Below are 17568 nucleotides of genomic sequence, written 5' to 3'. Positions count from 1 at the left end.
TATGAAAACGTCACCGTGGAACAAAGACTGTATCATCGGTCAAAAAAGACCACTTCAGATATCTCATATCTGGAGGATACGGATCAGACTTGAGCTGGAAGGTAAAACGCGTGATCTGGTTCTGTTCAACATGGCTTTGGACAGTAAGCTACGGGGCTGCGATCTGGTCAAACTCAAAGTATCAGATGTTGCATATGGCAGTTCTGTTTCAAGCAGAGCAACGGTGTTGCAACAGAAAACCGGTAGCCCTGTCCAATCGATTCAGGGATTTGAGGGCCAATGGAACGATAACGTACGATAATGGCATAACCAATTGATTATCAGTGGCGTTCCTGTGCCGGCAAGTTTCCAAAGAAGAAGGGCATGTTTTTTACATGACTGGACTTCAAATCCCTGGAATGGATTTTATTGATATAGTCCTGTGCGCGTACCTCTACTTCTACCAACGTGGAACAGCAAACCACGTAACCAGCCACTCAGTTAACGCGCTGATCTTGGCTGACTGTAACTGGCTTGAAGGCTTAATCAACCATACACCATCTTCGCCTGTCGCCTGCCAATCCGCCAGCACCGGTACTAACGAACCCTCTGCAAGTTCTTGATGTACCAGCCAGTTGGCCGCAAGCAACACACCCATGCCGGACTTAGCGGCCAGTATCAGTGCCTCCATCTCATCACTCTCATAACGTGTTTGCACCGGTACATTTATCTGTAGGCCGTCTTTTTCCAGTCGCCATTCAGGCCAACTGTGCATTGGTGTAAATCCGAGGCAATCGTGTTTACGAAGTTCCTGTGGATGCGTTAACGCCGGATGTAGCTCCTGATATGCCGGCGCAACGCACAATATGCGACTGGTATCCGCCAGCTTACGCGCAATGAGCCGGCTATCTGAAAGGACACCGATACGTATCGCCATATCGTAATTATCACCCAGCAAATCTACGTAACGATCAGTGCAGTGCAGTACTAAGCGGATATCGGGATAGGCCTGTAAAAAGCCAGGTAACGCTTGTGCTACCCAATATCGGCCAAAGGATGCGGGCACCGTTAACCGAATGGTACCTGCCGGACGAGCTGCCAAAGCACGTGCTTCCTCTTCCGCTTCACGCAGCAGGTCATTTGCCAGGTCAATTTTTTGTCGATAGCGCAGGCCCTCTTCAGTTGGCCGGATGCGACGCGTGGTACGTTCGATCAGGCGAATACCAAGCCGTTTCTCTAACGCAGCGATACGACGGGAAATTACGGATACATCACGCCCCAGCGCTCGTGCACCTGCGCTAAAGCTTCCAGCGCGCACTACCGCCAGGAAAGCTTCTCGTTGGCGAAAATCGTCATCCTGCATTATTGCTCCCAGTGCAACAGATAATTGGTTTTTAGAGTGATTATAGCGCCTATTTTTATCACATACTGGCTGTATCAAGTAAACAGGAGAACGCTATGCAAGCCATTCAATTAACTGCTCCAACGATCGACAGCCTTAACATCTGCGAACTACCGTACCCAAAGCCGGACTATGGTGAGGTGGTGATTCGTCAACATGCCGTGAGTCTTAACTACCTTGATTTGGCACTGGCTACAGGTAAGTTTGGTGCCATTGCACAGCCGATTATTCCAGGTGCAGACAGCGCTGGAGAAATTGTTGAGCTGGGTGCAGGTGTGAGCAGTTGGCAAACTGGCGAACGGGTGGTGCCAGGGATGATGTACAGTTGGCATGCCGGAGTGATACGCCCCAAACATCTTCACGCATTGCGCGGAGTTACTGCCAATGGGGGGCTGGCGCAATACGCCGTTGTCCCCGCAGCGTCGCTGGTGCGTATCCCTGATTCCCTTAGCTGGCAGCAGGCAGCGACGTTACCAGTTGCTGCCACTACTGCATGGAACGCCATCGTACGGGGAAAAATTCAACCCGGCAGTACCGTTTTGCTGCTTGGCACCGGTGGCGTGAGTCTGTTTGCGCTGCAATTCGCCAAAGCTGCAGGCGCCCGGGTGATAATTCTTTCCTCTTCCAACGAGAAGCTGACCAGGGTGAAAGATCTGGGGGCGGATGAAGGTATTAACTATCGCGAAGAGCCAGAGTGGGATAGCAGGGTCCTCAAGCTGACGAACGGTCATGGCGCAGACCTGGTACTTGAATCGGTGGGTGCCTCGACCTTTGCAAAATCTGTCAGTGCCGCCGCCTACAACGGAACGATTTTTGTGATTGGCTTTGTTGGCGGTGCAGAGTTAAACGTGTCGGTGCTGCCGATTATGCAGAAGATGTTGAATATCGTGGGCAATAATACTGGCTCGACTTCGGATTTACGCGGTGCGGTCAGGGCGATTGAAACAGCCGCGATCGAGCCTGAAATCGACCGTGTTTTTTCTTTCGCTGAAACTCAGGATGCTTATCGTTACCTTCATTCCGCCAACCATGTCGGGAAAGTGGTAATTAATTTGAATGAATGAGTGCTGAGCATGGCCCCTGGTAAATTATAATTTTTACTCTAGGTGTAGAATGTTGGTCGCCTCGTAAACTGGTTTAAAACCTTATGAGGCGGCGTTATTGGGCTTTGACGCTAAATGTTTTTTTCACAGAAAAATAGCAGTAAGAAATTCAGTCATTACTATCGCCAGCCGGCAGAATCAGCTCTTTGTCCTGATTGTGTATATTACCCACTTTCTTGCTGACCGGATGTCAGAAAAAGTCCTTCTCTGGAACAGCTGCGTCATGAGCAATTTCTTCTGCACGCTGAGGCGTGATACTGGCGCTGAGCCATTCATGAACGGCGTCAGCAGTAATGACTAACGGCCGACGATCCTGGAAATCGGCCATGCCATGTTTACTCGATGGGGTAGCGGTTCTGTTTCAAGCAGAGCAACGGTGTTACAACAAAAGACCGGTAGCCCTGTCCAGTTTGAGTTAACCAAAGGGACAAGAGAAGCAGTTGCTGCATTGATTAAGCTGGGCAATTTGCACAGTAAAGACTACTTGTTCCAATTCCGGGTCGGTACTTGCCAACACATATCAACCCGACAATACAACCGCATTTTTCATGGATGGATTGGAAAGCTCAGTCTCGATGATTCGCTGTACAGCACACATTCCATGAGAAGAACAAAACCTTACCTGATATATAAGAAAACCAAGAATCTTTGTGTGATTCAACTCCTGTTAGGCCATAAGAAACTGGAGAGTACGGTTCGCTATCTGGGGATTGAAGTCGATGATGCGTTGGAGATCTCTGAGTCGATTGAAGTCTAAGATTGTCAGGGCTGCAACTGTAGCCCTGTGCCAGGAGCGGACGTTCTAGCACCATTTATGTTAATCAAAAGCGAGCAGATCAGTTCTTATAGCGGTTTAAAAAAATGGTCGTCTAATTTTCGGTTGTGAGTGTTTCATCGGATGTTCTAGATTCATCCTGTACTTTATTAAAGGAGATAATCATGAACTTCACGGAACTTCACCATCAAAACAAACCATTACTCATCGCCAATGTCTGGGATGCTGCTAGTGCAATTATGGCGCACCAGTCGGGCTATCAGGCCATGGGTACTTCAAGTGCAGCGATTGCCGCAACGTTAGGTTACGAAGATGGAGAAGCAATGTCTTTTGATGAATTGCTCTACATTGTCACACGTATCCAATCCGTCAGTAGCCTACCATTAAGTGTTGATGTAGAAGCGGGATTTGGTGGCACAACTGATGAGATAACGACCAATCTTAAACGTCTCGCGCAGCTTGGAGTTGTTGGTATAAATCTTGAGGACAGCAGAGTTGTTAACGGTGTCAGAAAACTTGATGATGCGGCTGCATTTTCCAGTCAATTAAAAGAGATTCGCGATGCGTTGAACAACGAGAGTTATCAACTATTTCTTAATATCCGTACTGATACATACCTGCTTAATCATGAACATGCTTTACAGGAAACGCTTTTACGTGGCCGACTTTATGAAGCATCGGGGGCAAACGGGCTTTTTGTCCCATGTCTGACGTCAGAAAAAGATATTGAGACCTTTTCCAAAGAGCTTAATATTCCATTAAACGTTATGTGTATGCCAGATCTTCCCACGTTCGAAAGGCTGGGGAAAATGGGTGTAAGTCGCATTTCTATGGGAAATTTCGTTCATTCAGCCATTCAATCGAAACTTAAAGATTTAATGCTACTTATCCAGTCGCAGCAAACATTTGCAGGAGTTTTCATTGATGAAAGTTCTCGATAATGCCCAGTGCAATGTCTGGTATCAGGCATTACTTGAGCGCGCTTCGGAGTATACAGGGGTGTTTTTCGTTGGTGTCAAAACAACGGGGGTATTTTGTATTTCGGTATGTCGGGCGAGGAAACCAAAACGTGAGAATGTCGAGTTCTATAAAGATTTTAAATCTGCTCTAGATGCAGGTTTTCGCCCCTGCAAAGTGTGCCGACCCACTGAAAATGCGCACACAGCTCCGTTTTTTATCGAACAAGCACTTGAACTCGTGCGCGCTAACCCTAAAACACGAATAAGCGACACTGCGCTACGTAAGCACGATATCAGCCCCGAGCGGGTACGACGCTGGTTTCTACAAAACCACGGTATTACCTTCCAGGCATTTCAACGAATGCAGCGGGTGAATATCGCACTTCAGGAGCTAAAAGGTGGGTCCGCAGCCACCGATGTGGCTTTTGATAATGGCTACGAATCATTGAGTGGTTTTGCTTATACCTATAAGCGACTTACGGGTGTTGTTCCAACAAAGCAGACTCAGATAATTATAATTCAACGATTTACCACGACCCTAGGCCCAATGTTCGTCTGTGCTACGGAACGTGGAGTTTGCCTGCTGGAGTTTACCGACCGCCGAATGCTGGAGACGGAATTCCGTGATCTCCAACGTTTGCTGAATGCTCGAATAATGTCAGGGGAGAATAGCCATACCCGACAAGCGGAAAAAGAAATTAGTGAATATTTTTCCGGAACGCGACAACAGTTTGAGCTCACGCTCGATGCTCCAGGCAGTGATTTTCAACGCTCCGTCTGGCAGGGGCTAAGTGCTGTTCCTTATGGACAAACGTCACACTATCAAGCTCTTTCCGGGCAGATTGGAAAACCTAACGCAGTACGCGCGGTGGCCGCCGCAAATGGAGCAAACCGAATAGCTATAGTTATTCCTTGCCACAGAGTCATCGGCAAAGATGGTTCGATGACCGGTTACGGCGGGGGCATCGCGCGCAAAGAATGGCTAATCGAACATGAACGAAAACATCGCTGATAGACAGATACCAGCTGACGGCTAAAACTAAACAGGGTGGGGAAAGCTGAGTTTGGCACTTGGCTATCCATGTGCCGCCCTGTTAACTCGATCTGATTGTAAGGTCCGCTTCTCGCTCTTAGCAGACCTGACAGCAATTTAGCCAGACTGCTTGGTGCCCAAAGCGGTCATCAACTTTCTTGACAAAAAATAGTGAATTTTAGTGATTTTATGCCTGATAATTCATGCTGAATGAGCATTCAAGAAAAAACGCATGCTTTGTGTAATATATTTCGCCGATAGTGACCATCATCAACATGGAATTTCTGACGTGATTGACTTCATCAGTTTTAACGAACGTAATAGACAGATCACTTCTTTATTACCACTCCCTGAAAAAGTTACTGCGTGTCACATAGACGGGTTATACATCCGCCTCTATGAGCCAAAATGTGCAGTCGAAGATGTTCTTTTCATTTACCACGGTGGTGGAGTCAACTCAGATACTGGTTATGATACTTTTGCCCGTCAGATGAATCTTGCCGGGTCTGTTTGTGTCTGTCTTGTCGATATTCGTGGGCATGGACGCTCATCCGGACATAGGGGGAAAGTTTCGAATCCGGAGCAAATTTGGCGGGATGTGGACACTGTTCTTGAACATGTGCGAGCAATTTTCCCCCAGGCCAGAACTCATCTGCTTGGTCGTTCAAGCGGAGGTGGGATGTTGATTAACTACTTCACTCGCTACTCCTCGGCCCAAAAGAGCGACAGTTTGATTTTGCTGGCAACAGAATTTGGGCCTTTTGCTCCAGAAGATATTCACAGAAGAACGTCTGTTCCATTCGCTTTGGTGAACAAGTGGCCTTTTATACTAAATGCACTCAGTGCTGGATTTCTTTGTGGCGACTGCTTTGCAGTTACGCTTAATTTCCCCGATGAGGTGCTGGCATTAAAACCTGAATTTGTTCAAAAATACAGCGTAAACATGGCGAACGCTTTGACGCCGCGTCAACCTACAAGGCAAATGACAGCACTGCCGCTGCCTGTAACAGTCCTTATTGCAGAAAAGGATGAGTTATTTGATGCTCAGCTTACGGCTAAATTCGTAGAAGAATGTGGCAACCAGAATATACGTACTAGGATTATTGAACGCAGTAATCACTTAGACTGCATTTTTAATGTCAGTGACGAGATACGCCAACACTTAATGGAGCATGTCTAAGGGGGCTATATCCGGAGCATCTGGCTGCAAAAGAAAGATTATGGTGAGTCACTCAATTCTGACCAGCCTTCAATAATTGCAATAGCGATATAACAACCTTCGCTATGCGTAAGTCCGCTTCACGCTCTTTAGCAGACCTGACAGCAATTCAGCCTGCCCGCTTCGCGCCACAAGCGGAAGTTGCTATAGCAGGTCAGCATGGCTTCAAATCAGCCCAAAAAAGCATTATGATTCATAAAGTTTAGTCTATTAGCTTATAGAGAAAAAAATGATAAAAGATAGCGGAAGAGAAAAGCTGTCAGACAAAAGATTTGACTCTGTAGTAGCCAAGGATAAGTTTGTTAATAAATTATTTGAACGATTAGTTGCATTAAATATTGAATTTAAAAATGTGAACTTCAACTACTGTATTTTCGATGCTGCTTACATCAGAAACTGTAGTTTTCAGGACTGTGACTTTACCGGTTGCAGATTTTTAAATTGCAACTTAATGGGGTCAAGCTTTAGTGGCTGCAAATTTGACTATGCCACTTTTGATAAGACCCACATTGATAATGACATTCTCGAAAATGGGTGCCCTGGACTGGACAACCTTAAGCTCAAGTTTGCGCGTTCGTTACGCTTGAATTATCAGCAAATAGGTGATTCAAAATCAGCAAATAAAGCCATAGCAATCGAACTACAGGCTACAGGAGAGCACCTTCATAAAGCATGGGAATCCAAAGAATCTTATTACCGAAAGAAATATAAAGGATTTGACCGCTTAAAAATGTTTGGCGAATGGTTTGAGTTTAAGGCATTAGATCTTATCTGGGGAAACGGAGAGTCTGCTTTTAAATTATGCAGGGCTGCCATTGTTATTCTGTGTATAATAGCTTTACATCACGTCCTTAACTATGGTGATCCAAAACTAGTTAGCTCATATTTTGACGCGTTAGCAATGTCCCCACAGGTATTTTTGGGGACATTATTACTCCCTCAATATTCAGCATCGTTTCTGACAATGGTCGTTTTAGTAAGATTAATTATGTTTGGTTTCTTTATGTCCATAATAATTAAAAGGTTTAATAGGCGATAATTATGCATATCTATGCTTTTGGTTCGATATGTCGCGGAGAGGTTGATTCATTTTCAGACATTGACATGTTGGCTATTGTCAGTGGTCGGGATGAAAGGTTTAATCCGAGAGATTACTCGATTTACTCGTATGAACGGATAAATGAACTCTGGAAAGAAGGTAATCCATTCGCTTGGCATCTTTTTTTGGAATCCAAGAACATTTATTCACCCGATAACGTTGATTATTTACGGAATTTAGGTAAACCGAGTAACTATAATTCAGGCTTGGCTGATTGTGAAAAGTTCCTGGAGATATTTATTAGCGCTAAAAATTCTATTGAAACATCTGATCTTACAGAGATTTTTGATCTATCTTCAGTGTTTTTGTCGATACGAAATTTTGCGACATGTTTTTCTTTAGATTGCGATGTAAGGCCCGACTTTTCGCGAAACTCCGCGCGTAATTTGGGGATTCATAGCATGCCAGTTTGTGATTTGACCTATCAATTATTAGAAAGGGCCAGAGTGCTTTGTACCAGAGGTACTGGTGAAATCCTGAATGCTGATGACATTAAAAAAGTCAAAGCTCAATTAGATTTAATTGAGTCTTGGATGCGAGAAAAAATAAAAGTAATTGGTGGCAAGCATGAGTGAGTTTAGTAATAGAATCAAAGCTCAAAGACAAGCATTAAAAGTAGTCAATGGTTCAGGATTATTCCGTGAACCGTTATTAAGTCTGACCGAGAAAGCCATAGATCGATGGTCTAATAACAATAATCTCAGTAATACTGATCGCGCTATTCTCTTGTTGAAAGCAATGTCAGGCACCTTATTTTTTCTTGCAAACAAGAGTCAGGAGCAGGTTACTGAAGACTATAAGGCTCTTTCTAAAAGAGTGAATGACCAGTTATCGAAATTGGAAATTGAATTGAAAAACAGAGTCGTTTCCAAGACAATTCGTTGAGAACTGAATAGCCATTTCTTCTATAGTCAGTTTCGGGGAGGTTAAAAGTGTCAACCTCTGCTTCTCGCTCAAAGCTGCCCGATGTTCTTTAGGCGGTTTAGTGCCATAAGCGGAAGCTGCTAACTCTGCACTGCTTAGCTATTGAGGAGCAGATCAATCTGCCGGGAAAACGGAGCCGGTTAGTCGAGTTGAAACGCTGTTAACGTTGAACTCAGAATAGATGAATATGATAAATAAGCCGCAGCACTACAGCCATAGTGCCGCTAACCGAAACACCAGCAGCAATATTCAGGCATAAATAGATAGAGAAGACAGGCAGACGGCGTCCCTGAGAGCGCACACAGGCGATATCTCGGGTGAAGCGGTCCTGCTCTATTGAGGTTACCGTCTCATTTCTTATCTGCCAGCTGTTCCGCATGTTGTTACCTAAAATCTTTGATATTTTCAACCTGTGACAAACCTTAGATCTGACAAATATTGGCATCGCCCTGCCTCGGATTCAGCACTTGGTTAAATTCATCGAACTGAGCGAACTTCTGCGACAAGCAGATATTTAAGTAGCATGCATTATTCTGAAAGGGTATTTTCTGGTATCACAAGCGAATTGATTGTAAGTTTGAAAGATTGCTTAAACACAGAGTGATTTTTATGTCTTCATCACAAGGTAATTCTGATCAAACGACTGGCGCTTTAATCGGAGTGGCTGGAACTATTATTGGCGCAGTCTTAGCTGCCAGTGCCGTTATTTTTTCTTCATGGATTTCTAACAATCAAGCAGATAAGAGTGCTGATAGATTATCAGCATTTCAACAAAAGAACATTTGTTTAGAAAGATTCAATTTAAAAGAGGAAAACTTGCGAAACCATGCATCTGCATTTCTTGGCGGCATTGGCGCCTACTATAACGTATTGACTCAATTTGGATTTTACGGTCAGGATAATAACCTGTTAGTGAAAAATTTAAGCCTAGTTTCACTTGAAGGAATGAGAACAATAGCATACGCGAGCAATGAACTCACAAAAATCACTTTTGAAATAACTGATTTAACAAGGACTATATTCTCCTCAGTAGGCAACAAACCTAAGTCGGATGATTCTGTTTTGACAGAATTGGATACATTAAAAAGAGACTGGGTTGTTCAGTATCAAAAAGATATTTCAAAAATAGGTGATGACAGAAAAACCTGCACACTGTCCAATTGAACTAAATCTACCAGAACCCAGTTTCTTTAATTGTCTTAGAGCATGTCTGAGATAGCTATCACCATCAATGAAACGATTGTAAGTGTTAGCGGTATTCCACCACCCTGCTGGAGTTAGAGGCTACTTCATGAATTCACACGTATCATTGCTTCGTCAGGGATACTGCCACATGGAGATCAAATTAACGGGGAGCAGGTCACCTGCTGGTCAATTTTTTTACAACGCCCAGATTATTAAGGCATAATTCAAACGAGCATGATGAGGATGACGGAGGACGAAATAGTGATGGATGGTGGATGGATCTATGTTTTCATGACTGCCAGTGACTACAGTCGTTACAAAGTGGGGTTCACTAAGCATGATCCGATGTTGCGGCTCAGGCAACTTCGTACGGGCGATCCAAAGATTGGATTTGAGGTGGCCTTTTTTATCCCAGATTCATTAGGTATTAAGCTATCGGCGTTAGAGGCAATGCTTCATGAAGAACTGGGATACCCGATCGAATTCTGGGATGAACAGAAATCAGAATGGTTTAAAGGTGAGTCCTCTGATGTTTGGTATGAATTGCAATCTTTATTCACAACATTTGGATACGAAGTAACAGACTCTTACCAGCCATATCAGAATAAGATTGTGCGGTTTTGGGAGGAAGAAATTGTTTCTCTATTTAGCCCATCCAGGCCGACTAATAGCAACGAAAATATCTGGTAAAGATTCAACTGAAATTATTACTTTGACACCTGAACATTATATAAAAAATATGGTTTTAACGCTAACTGGTATTTGGCAGATTTGACCGGCCTGACTCTCAGTTTTACCATTTTTGCCAAAATGGACTGAACATGTGTCAAATCTGGATAGGAAATATCAAATATGTCCTGCCATGATGAAGATGAACCAAGCTCATCTATTTTATGGAAAAAAACGGCTGGCAGCGATTTGGTGAAATATCTTGCATTCCCGAAGGAACATCCATGTATTTCTAAAAAAAGAACTCTAATTATCCTAGGTGCTTCATAGGCTCAATTAAGCTTTAGGCAATATGCTGTTATGTCCGCTTCTCGCTCAAAGCTGCCTGTTATGCCTGCTTAAAAAACAGGCTTAACGTAGGATTTTTTCCGTTTTCCAAGCGGACCCCATATAGGTTGTTTAGTCTCACGTGGGGGAAATAGCTTCGTGCAAGCCGCCAAGTAGAGGTTTGAGCAATGATTGGGCTGAACTATGGGTTCTGATGATGTTTCTCACATTTAACTCGTATCTTTTTCTATCAGGAAAACCGAGCTTCTTAGCTATGGTGTTTAGCAAGCCAGTCTCTCGGATAGGATATCGAGTCATCAAAGTAACGACATCATTGTTTTGAATAGCTGTGTCGAAAATATCAACTTCAGCGAGGCGAATTTCATTTATATTTAGAAAAAAAGAAAAATCTTCATTGGAATTTATATAGTCCTGAGTTGGTATTTTTGAAAAAACCTTACTTCTAACTATTTTTTCTATAGATCCTGAGCACAACCGATCCTTGTTGCTATTCATCACTTTAATTATTTCCTCACTTATGTTGTCAAAAGCTTCATTTTCATTTTCTATTCCAAGATAGCCTGCATATGCACTTATAACAATTCGTATTACTTCTGGGTGATAGTAAATTGACTCGACAGAATGAACAGCTAAGGTATAAACCCGCCGAGATAAAAGAGAGGAAATTTCACCTTGTGTTTTATTATCATTATCAACCAACCCATAGGCTTCAACCCACTGAAGGCTACGGTTAGATGCGATACCAACAACAGAAGCCTCAACATCCTTACAGCTTCCTTTTGGTATTACACTAAAATCATGAAATAAAGATGAATATATAGATAAATCAAGGCTATTTTGATCACCCTCTACAAAAAGGACCTTTCGCCTTGAGCCGAAGATGCTTTCTTTTATCTCTTCAGGTATGTCATCACTACCATCTAATACATCTAAAGTCCAAGATGATGGATCTTTCGAAACATACTCACAAGACCTAAGTAAAATAACTTTTGAATTGATAAAAAAGACGGGAATAGAGTTTCATGAGTCGAGATTAAAAATGAACAATCACTTCTTAAAGAGATTAGCTCACTAAGAAGAGGGAGTGTTATTGCCTGATGTAGGTGCCTTTCAGGCTCATCCATAATGAGAGCGTACCAGGCTCTGACGTAAGAATGTCAGCGGCAATAAGCAACGCATTTTTCTCTCCATCAGACAACTCAGCAATACTGTATGCGACATCATCATTATAACTGCGGTTCTTAACAATGAAATTGTCATCTTTATCAACATGAATAGATATATCCATGTTTGATTTTTCTATCAGAGAATTAATTACTGCAAGAGGCGATTCAGGAGCTCTAAATTCCGGATCATTTAAAGTATTGCTATCATACGCAGACTCTATATCTCTAGCTCTTCGATTAATGTGCTTTTTTAATTTTGCCACCACCATTCTGTTAGTACTTTCGCCTTGATATAACTTCCACCTAGAATCAACTAGCGTACGATAGTGTCTATTGCTTTGATTTAAATTCTCAATTTCACTAGCGGTCATATCAATAACTGATTCACTGAACCAATTCTGCCTGTGTGCACTTATAATTTTTACATGGTTATCTGGTAATTGCCTATGAAAATGATTAACTAGCGAAGATTTCCCTGAACCGTTTGATCCAATAAGGAAAACAACATCACCATTATCAATATCTACAGTTATGTTACCAACACCAGTTTTATTTAGTTGTAAAGACTTCAATTTAAAACCTCTCTATTCCTAATAGTAAGTTGCTCGACTGATATCTAAAGATAACCAAGGTTTCCCTAGCGATGGTCTTCCTCCTCCCTTGCTTCTGGTACCTGAACTTCGCGTCGTCAGTGATGTCTGGATCTTCGAGCCCTGGAATATGCCGCCCAGCCTGCAAAAACAGGCTGAACATCTGTCAGGCGTTACCTTTTGTCTGCCGCTGGTCGATTTTGCCGTAGCGCATCATCAGGCAAAGACTGCAGTCTCCACAATCCGGCAGCGACACGGGCTGGCGCCGGCGCCGGGATTTCGCGAAAAATCTAACGGTCAGCACGTTAGGCGATCTGACGCAGGCGAAAAATCAGGCAATAAGAAGAATAAAGACACGAAACAGCTCGATTTATTCTGACAGCATGTCTGGTTTTCAGCACTTGATCATCTGGCCAGTCCGGCAAATGTCCGGCCATAAGGTGGCGGACATTCAATCCGCATGGACTTCCTGGCTGAGAATACGGGCGCGGCACACATCAAGAATCTCATCTGCCAGAGCGGAATTATCCGGGCAAGCACGGGACAGCACCAGGGCGCCGACAAGATGCGCAATGGTATCTATGAGGTCAGCGCGCGTTCCATTTTCATCTCCCAAAAGTGACAGTTGACGTTCAATCCCTGCCGCAAATGTCGCCTTGATTGACTCAGACTGACGGGCTGTATCCGCGCCCAGTGCCGACATCACGCAACCCTTTCCCATATCATCGCGATGCTGGCGGGAGAGGTAGTATTGAATAAATTTTTCCCGGTTCACACCTGCCGTGCTTTCTGCGGATCGCGTAAAACCGCAGCTCATTGCCTCCGCCATTAGATCAGCCTTAGAGCCAAAGTGCTTGTAGAACCCGCCGTGGGTTAAACCGGCCGCTGACATCAGTTCCGCGACACCCACGCCATCGTAACCGCGCGCACGAAAAAGTTCTGAGGCCGTTTCAACAATGCGCATTCGGTTTTCCCGAACCTGCTCTTTCGACACTTTCATGTTTTTCAATCCTCTAAAATATAGGGGTAAGTATACATTGATGATGGTCATAATCAAAAGAATTGACTTTAATGATTATGATCATCATCATTAAGTTAAGACTTCAACCACCATTAAGCAGAGGGAATAAACATGACCAACCAACCATTATTTCAACCCTATGATCTTGGGACAATAACCCTTGCCAACCATATCGTGATGGCACCGCTGACGCGTAACCGTGCCGGAGCAGGTCTGGTTCCCGGCGAACTGGCAGCGACTTACTACGCCCAGCGTGCCACCGCAGGATTGTTGATTACCGAAGCCACGCAGATCTCAGCTCAGGCGCAGGGCTATCAGGATACGCCGGGGATCTATACGCAGGCTCAGATCGATGGCTGGCGCAAAGTGACTGACGCGGTGCATGCTAAAGGTGGGCGCATATTTGTACAGCTGTGGCACGTAGGACGAATTTCGCATGTCGATTTACAGCCCGGTGGCGCTGCGCCGGTTGCTCCGTCCGCCATCCGTGCCGAGACTAAGACCTTTGTGAACAACGGATTTGCTGACGTCTCTGAGCCACGTGCGCTGGAGTTGCAGGAAATACCGGGGATTATCGACGATTTCAGGAAAGCATCTGCCAATGCCATTGCCGCCGGGTTTGATGGCGTAGAGATCCACGGCGCGAATGGTTATCTGCTGGAACAGTTCCTTAAAGACGGCGCCAATCAGCGTACCGATGAGTACGGCGGCTCTGTCGAGAATCGGGCGCGCCTGCTGTTAGAAGTCACGGCGGCCGTTAAAGAGGAGATTGGTGCTGACCGCACCGGCGTGCGCATTTCACCGGTTTCGCCTGCTAATGCGATTTCGTGCAGTGATCCGCAGCCGCAATATGATTACGTCGCTGACCAACTTAGCGCATTAGGTATCGTGTACCTCCATGTGGTTGAAGGCGCTACGGGCGGCCCGCGTGATGTATCACCGTTCGATTACGACTCCCTGCGCCGGCGCTTTAAAAACACCTACATCGGTAACAACGGCTATGACCTGCCGCTGGCGACCGCTCAGCTTGCAGAAGGCAAAGCCGATCTGTTCGCGTTTGGTCGTCCGTTCATCGCCAACCCGGATCTGGTCGAAAGGCTGAAGACGGGCGCACCTCTGGCCTCACTCAATCCTGAAACACTTTATGGCGGTGGCGCAGCGGGATATACCGATTACCCGTCGCTGACTGAGGCCAGCAAGTAAAGCAGCAGGTGTCACGGTTCTGCCTGCATCGCACATTGCGAATTCTGTTTACACATTAATAAAGAAGATCAACTTATGACTAAAGCTTCAGTTCTTATTACAGGCGCATCCACGGGTATTGGTGCTGTTTACGCTGAACGGTTCGCCCGCCGGGGCCACGACCTGGTTCTGGTCGCGCGCGACAAAGCGAAGTTAGAGATACTGGCCGAGCGTCTGCGACAAGAAAATGATATTTCTGTCGATGTTCTGCCTGCTGACCTCACACAAACGGGTGATTTAGCCGCGGTCGAAGCTCGCCTGCGTGAAGACGCACAGATTGGCATTCTTATCAATAATGCGGGTATCGCGCAGTCCGGCAGTTTTACAGAGCAGACGCCCGATTCGATAGAAAGCCTTATCGCGCTTAACGTCACCGCCCTGACCAGACTCGCCAGTGCTGTGGCACCACGCTTTGTGCAAGCGGGTGAGGGATCGATCGTCAACATCAGTTCTATCGTAGGCCTGGCCCCGGAATTTGCCATGACGGTTTACGGCGCAACCAAAGCCTTTGTCCTTTTCCTGTCTCAGGGAATGAATGTAGAGCTGTCATCTAAGGGCATTTATGTCCAGGCGGTGCTTCCTGCCGGCACTTACACGGAAATCTGGGAGCGTGCGGGTATCGATATCAGTAACTCGGCAAAATTCATGGAAGTGGGCGAGTTAGTTGATGCCGCACTGGTGGGCTTTGATCGCCGTGAACTCGTCACCATCCCGCCTTTACATAATGCAGCCCGATGGGACACCCTCGATGCTTCGCGTCAGGCTCTGCTTTCAGATATCAAACAAGATGAAGCCGCAGAGCGATATAAAGCTATTTAGTCAGTGAGTCGACTCTGCAGAACGGTCTTTTGGCTGTTCTGCAGAGAGGACAATCCGACATAAATCCCTTACAGCGTGTCGTCTCATCTTTGATGAGAAACTTCAAACACATCATGAAGCCCTTATTCAGCAATGACAAAAAAACGTGTAGCACTGGTTACAGGCGCTTCCTCAGGTATCGGCGAAGCGTCTAACGGGCAGATCCTGTTTGCAGTATTTATCGAGCTATTCCTGGGGATTGCCTTTGTACTCAGCAACAGATCCGCTAAGAAAAATTTCACTGACAAACGCGACAGGGTAAACGACAAATGAAAACTAAGACGATGAAAGCATTTACATTTAAATGCTATGGTAAATCTCCTGAATTGGGGTTCGATAACATAGATTATCCTTCACTCAACCCTGATGAAATGCTGGTTAAAGTTTACGCTGTGGGTTTGAACCCGATTGATAACATGATCCCAACCGGAATATTTAAGCCTGTTTTGTATTTTAAACTCCCCGCCACATTGGGCAGTGACTTGTCCGGGGTTGTTGTTGCCGTGGGGAGTCGCGTGACGCGTTTTACGCCAGGCGACGAAATCTTCGCCAGCATATTCGACAGGGGAACGGGATCTCTTGCCGAATTTGCGGTGGTGCCTGAAAGCGCCGCAGCCATGAAACCCGCAAACCTGGATTTCGTGCAGGCCGCTTCACTCCCGATGGTGAGCCTCACCTCCTGGCAGGCGCTGACAGAGCGAGCCAGATTGCGGCCTGGTCAGAAGGTTTTCATCCCGGCAGGTTCCGGGGGAATTGGCAGTTTTGCGATCCAACTGGCGAAACACCTTGGCGCAAAAGTGGGAACGACAACAAGTTCAGGCAACGTCGGGTGGGTGAGTGGTCTTGGCGCAGACGAAGTGGTTGATTATAAAAAGCAAGAATTCGAAAAGGCGCTGAGCGGCTACGATATCGTTCTCGGCACTGTCAGAGGCGATTTAATTGAAAAATCCACCCAAATTCTAAAGTCTGGTGGAAAGATTGTTTCTCTCACCGGGCCGTTAGATACCGCGTTCGCACGGGCTCGGGGACTAAACTTCTTGCTGCGTTTTGTTTTCGGGCTGATGAGCCGCAAGATTATGCGCCTTGCGAAAAAACGGGGCCTGACCTATTCATTTCTCTTTGTCCGTCCTGATGGCAGTCAACTCACCCAAATCGGCAAACTCATAGAAGCGGAACAACTCAAGCCTGTGATCGACAAGGTGTTCCCCTTTGCAGAGGCGAAGGAAGCGCTTACCTACCTTGCTCAGGGACATGCGAAAGGAAAAGTGGTTGTTAAGATGCAGGAGTGATAACGAGTAAAATGTGAATCTGTTTAAAAGAAAATCGATAGAATCAATCTGCACTAATCTGGCGATATACCAGGGCCATTAAGGATAGCGTTGCGTCGACCAGTTGAACTCACAGCCAGAAGCAGACAAATGTACGCCACATAGTGACAAATAATACCACGCAGCTATCATGGCAATATGATGTCAATTAACGGATTATAAGATTATGATAAATATGGAAGTATGTACCCAAATTCATTACCCGATATTACTGAAGGTCTGGGAATCATCGGTACGTGCTACGCATGATTTTTTACAGGAACAGGATATTCAGGCGCTACGCCCCCTGATACTGCATACGTATCTTCCTGGCCTGACAATTATGTTCGCTCGTCTTAGCTGTGACAGTTCGATCGCGGGCTTTATAGGGGTAAGCGAAAACCGCATTGAAATGCTTTTTGTGGATGCAGATCAACGCGGAAAAGGCATCGGGAAATTACTCCTGCTACATGCTATCGACGAGCAGGGCGCTGATGAGCTCGACGTAAACGAACAGAATCCTCAGGCTGTTACCTTCTATAAAAAACACGGTTTTGAAACTGTGGGTCGTTCTGAAGTTGACGGCCAGGGCAGGCCATACCCTTTGTTGCATATGAAGCTACGGGGAACATAATCTTCCCATACAAAAGCTCATAGCCGCCCCTGATTGTAGCCGTGGGTAGATTTGT

The 17568-nt window shown here is 45.4% G+C and carries 20 protein-coding genes and 2 pseudogenes; 17 read left to right on the top strand and 5 right to left on the bottom strand.

The window, feature by feature from the left end; genetic code table 11:
• Position 1 precedes the first annotated feature (1 nt).
• Positions 2-256: pseudogene (locus V1956_RS14590) on the top strand (integrase); the annotation flags it as partial.
• Positions 257-439: 183 nt separating this feature from the next.
• Here V1956_RS14590 and V1956_RS14585 read toward each other — a convergent pair.
• The gene (locus tag V1956_RS14585; protein ID WP_442825260.1) at positions 440-1342 is read right to left on the bottom strand and encodes a LysR family transcriptional regulator; all 903 of its coding nucleotides are present in this window, start codon (positions 1340-1342) and stop codon (positions 440-442) included.
• Between the two features lie 95 nt (positions 1343-1437).
• Between V1956_RS14585 and V1956_RS14580 the strand changes: the two genes are divergently transcribed.
• From V1956_RS14580 to V1956_RS14545, 8 genes and pseudogenes are all read left to right on the top strand, one after another.
• A complete protein-coding gene (locus V1956_RS14580; protein WP_420071999.1) occupies positions 1438-2445 on the top strand; it encodes a zinc-dependent alcohol dehydrogenase family protein in 1008 nt (335 codons plus the stop codon).
• Positions 2446-2839: 394 nt separating this feature from the next.
• Positions 2840-3241 (top strand): annotated as a pseudogene (locus V1956_RS14575) (tyrosine-type recombinase/integrase); the annotation flags it as partial.
• A 182-nt stretch (positions 3242-3423) separates the two neighbouring features.
• Positions 3424-4200 (top strand): isocitrate lyase/PEP mutase family protein, encoded by a 777-nt coding sequence (locus V1956_RS14570; RefSeq protein WP_420071998.1) that lies wholly within the window; start codon positions 3424-3426, stop codon positions 4198-4200.
• Positions 4184-5230, top strand: a complete 1047-nt coding sequence (locus tag V1956_RS14565) for a bifunctional transcriptional activator/DNA repair enzyme AdaA (RefSeq protein WP_420071997.1) — start codon at positions 4184-4186, stop codon at positions 5228-5230. Before V1956_RS14570 ends, V1956_RS14565 begins: the two co-directional genes overlap by 17 nt.
• 310 nt (positions 5231-5540) lie before the next feature.
• The gene (locus V1956_RS14560) at positions 5541-6431 is read left to right on the top strand and encodes an alpha/beta fold hydrolase (protein WP_442825259.1); all 891 of its coding nucleotides are present in this window, start codon (positions 5541-5543) and stop codon (positions 6429-6431) included.
• Positions 6432-6699: 268 nt separating this feature from the next.
• Positions 6700-7509: a pentapeptide repeat-containing protein gene (locus V1956_RS14555; RefSeq protein WP_442825258.1), complete on the top strand. Its 810-nt coding sequence runs from the start codon at positions 6700-6702 to the stop codon at positions 7507-7509.
• Between the two features lie 2 nt (positions 7510-7511).
• The gene (locus V1956_RS14550; RefSeq protein ID WP_442825257.1) at positions 7512-8144 is read left to right on the top strand and encodes a nucleotidyltransferase domain-containing protein; all 633 of its coding nucleotides are present in this window, start codon (positions 7512-7514) and stop codon (positions 8142-8144) included.
• Entirely contained in the window at positions 8137-8454 is a 318-nt protein-coding gene (locus V1956_RS14545; RefSeq protein WP_442825256.1) for a hypothetical protein, read from the top strand. Before V1956_RS14550 ends, V1956_RS14545 begins: the two co-directional genes overlap by 8 nt.
• A gap of 211 nt (positions 8455-8665) precedes the next feature.
• On the opposite strand, the gene V1956_RS14540 is transcribed toward V1956_RS14545, so the two are convergent.
• Entirely contained in the window at positions 8666-8872 is a 207-nt protein-coding gene (locus V1956_RS14540) for a hypothetical protein (protein ID WP_442825255.1), read from the bottom strand.
• 230 nt (positions 8873-9102) lie between these two features.
• On the opposite strand from V1956_RS14540, the gene V1956_RS14535 reads away from it, so the two are divergent.
• Both V1956_RS14535 and V1956_RS14530 read left to right on the top strand, forming a co-directional pair.
• Positions 9103-9657 (top strand): hypothetical protein, encoded by a 555-nt coding sequence (locus V1956_RS14535; protein ID WP_442825254.1) that lies wholly within the window; start codon positions 9103-9105, stop codon positions 9655-9657.
• Between the two features lie 285 nt (positions 9658-9942).
• A complete protein-coding gene (locus V1956_RS14530; RefSeq protein WP_442825814.1) occupies positions 9943-10368 on the top strand; it encodes a GIY-YIG nuclease family protein in 426 nt (141 codons plus the stop codon).
• A 444-nt stretch (positions 10369-10812) separates the two neighbouring features.
• On the opposite strand, the gene V1956_RS14525 is transcribed toward V1956_RS14530, so the two are convergent.
• Both V1956_RS14525 and V1956_RS14520 read right to left on the bottom strand, forming a co-directional pair.
• A complete protein-coding gene (locus V1956_RS14525; protein WP_442825813.1) occupies positions 10813-11577 on the bottom strand; it encodes a DUF4435 domain-containing protein in 765 nt (254 codons plus the stop codon).
• Positions 11578-11782: 205 nt separating this feature from the next.
• Positions 11783-12433, bottom strand: a complete 651-nt coding sequence (locus tag V1956_RS14520) for an ATP-binding cassette domain-containing protein (RefSeq protein WP_442825253.1) — start codon at positions 12431-12433, stop codon at positions 11783-11785.
• 88 nt (positions 12434-12521) lie between these two features.
• Between V1956_RS14520 and V1956_RS14515 the strand changes: the two genes are divergently transcribed.
• Positions 12522-12830: a hypothetical protein gene (locus V1956_RS14515; RefSeq protein ID WP_442825252.1), complete on the top strand. Its 309-nt coding sequence runs from the start codon at positions 12522-12524 to the stop codon at positions 12828-12830.
• A gap of 72 nt (positions 12831-12902) precedes the next feature.
• Here V1956_RS14515 and V1956_RS14510 read toward each other — a convergent pair whose 3' ends face one another.
• Entirely contained in the window at positions 12903-13451 is a 549-nt protein-coding gene (locus V1956_RS14510; protein ID WP_442825251.1) for a TetR/AcrR family transcriptional regulator, read from the bottom strand.
• Positions 13452-13583: 132 nt separating this feature from the next.
• Here V1956_RS14510 and V1956_RS14505 point away from each other — a divergent pair, with 132 nt between their 5' ends.
• The 5 genes from V1956_RS14505 (at position 13584) to V1956_RS14485 (ending at position 17513) form a co-directional block, all read left to right on the top strand.
• On the top strand, positions 13584-14675 hold the full coding sequence (locus V1956_RS14505; RefSeq protein ID WP_420071052.1) for an alkene reductase: 1092 nt from the start codon (positions 13584-13586) through the stop codon (positions 14673-14675).
• Positions 14676-14750: 75 nt separating this feature from the next.
• Positions 14751-15533: an SDR family NAD(P)-dependent oxidoreductase gene (locus V1956_RS14500; protein WP_420075026.1), complete on the top strand. Its 783-nt coding sequence runs from the start codon at positions 14751-14753 to the stop codon at positions 15531-15533.
• A 132-nt stretch (positions 15534-15665) separates the two neighbouring features.
• Positions 15666-15845, top strand: coding sequence for a hypothetical protein (locus V1956_RS14495; protein WP_442825250.1), 180 nt, complete (start codon positions 15666-15668; stop codon positions 15843-15845).
• Positions 15842-16861, top strand: a complete 1020-nt coding sequence (locus V1956_RS14490) for an NADP-dependent oxidoreductase (RefSeq protein WP_442825249.1) — start codon at positions 15842-15844, stop codon at positions 16859-16861. The genes V1956_RS14495 and V1956_RS14490 overlap by 4 nt, the downstream gene beginning before the upstream one ends.
• A gap of 205 nt (positions 16862-17066) precedes the next feature.
• Positions 17067-17513 (top strand): acetyltransferase, encoded by a 447-nt coding sequence (locus tag V1956_RS14485; protein WP_420071055.1) that lies wholly within the window; start codon positions 17067-17069, stop codon positions 17511-17513.
• Positions 17514-17568: the final 55 nt, after the last annotated feature.

The sequence above is a fragment of the Yersinia sp. 2540 StPb PI genome (genome assembly GCF_052217165.1).
GTDB classification, from domain to species: domain Bacteria; phylum Pseudomonadota; class Gammaproteobacteria; order Enterobacterales; family Enterobacteriaceae; genus Yersinia; species Yersinia enterocolitica_E.
Note: the sequence above shows the minus strand (reverse complement) of the source record. Positions and strands in the feature narration are given on the sequence as shown.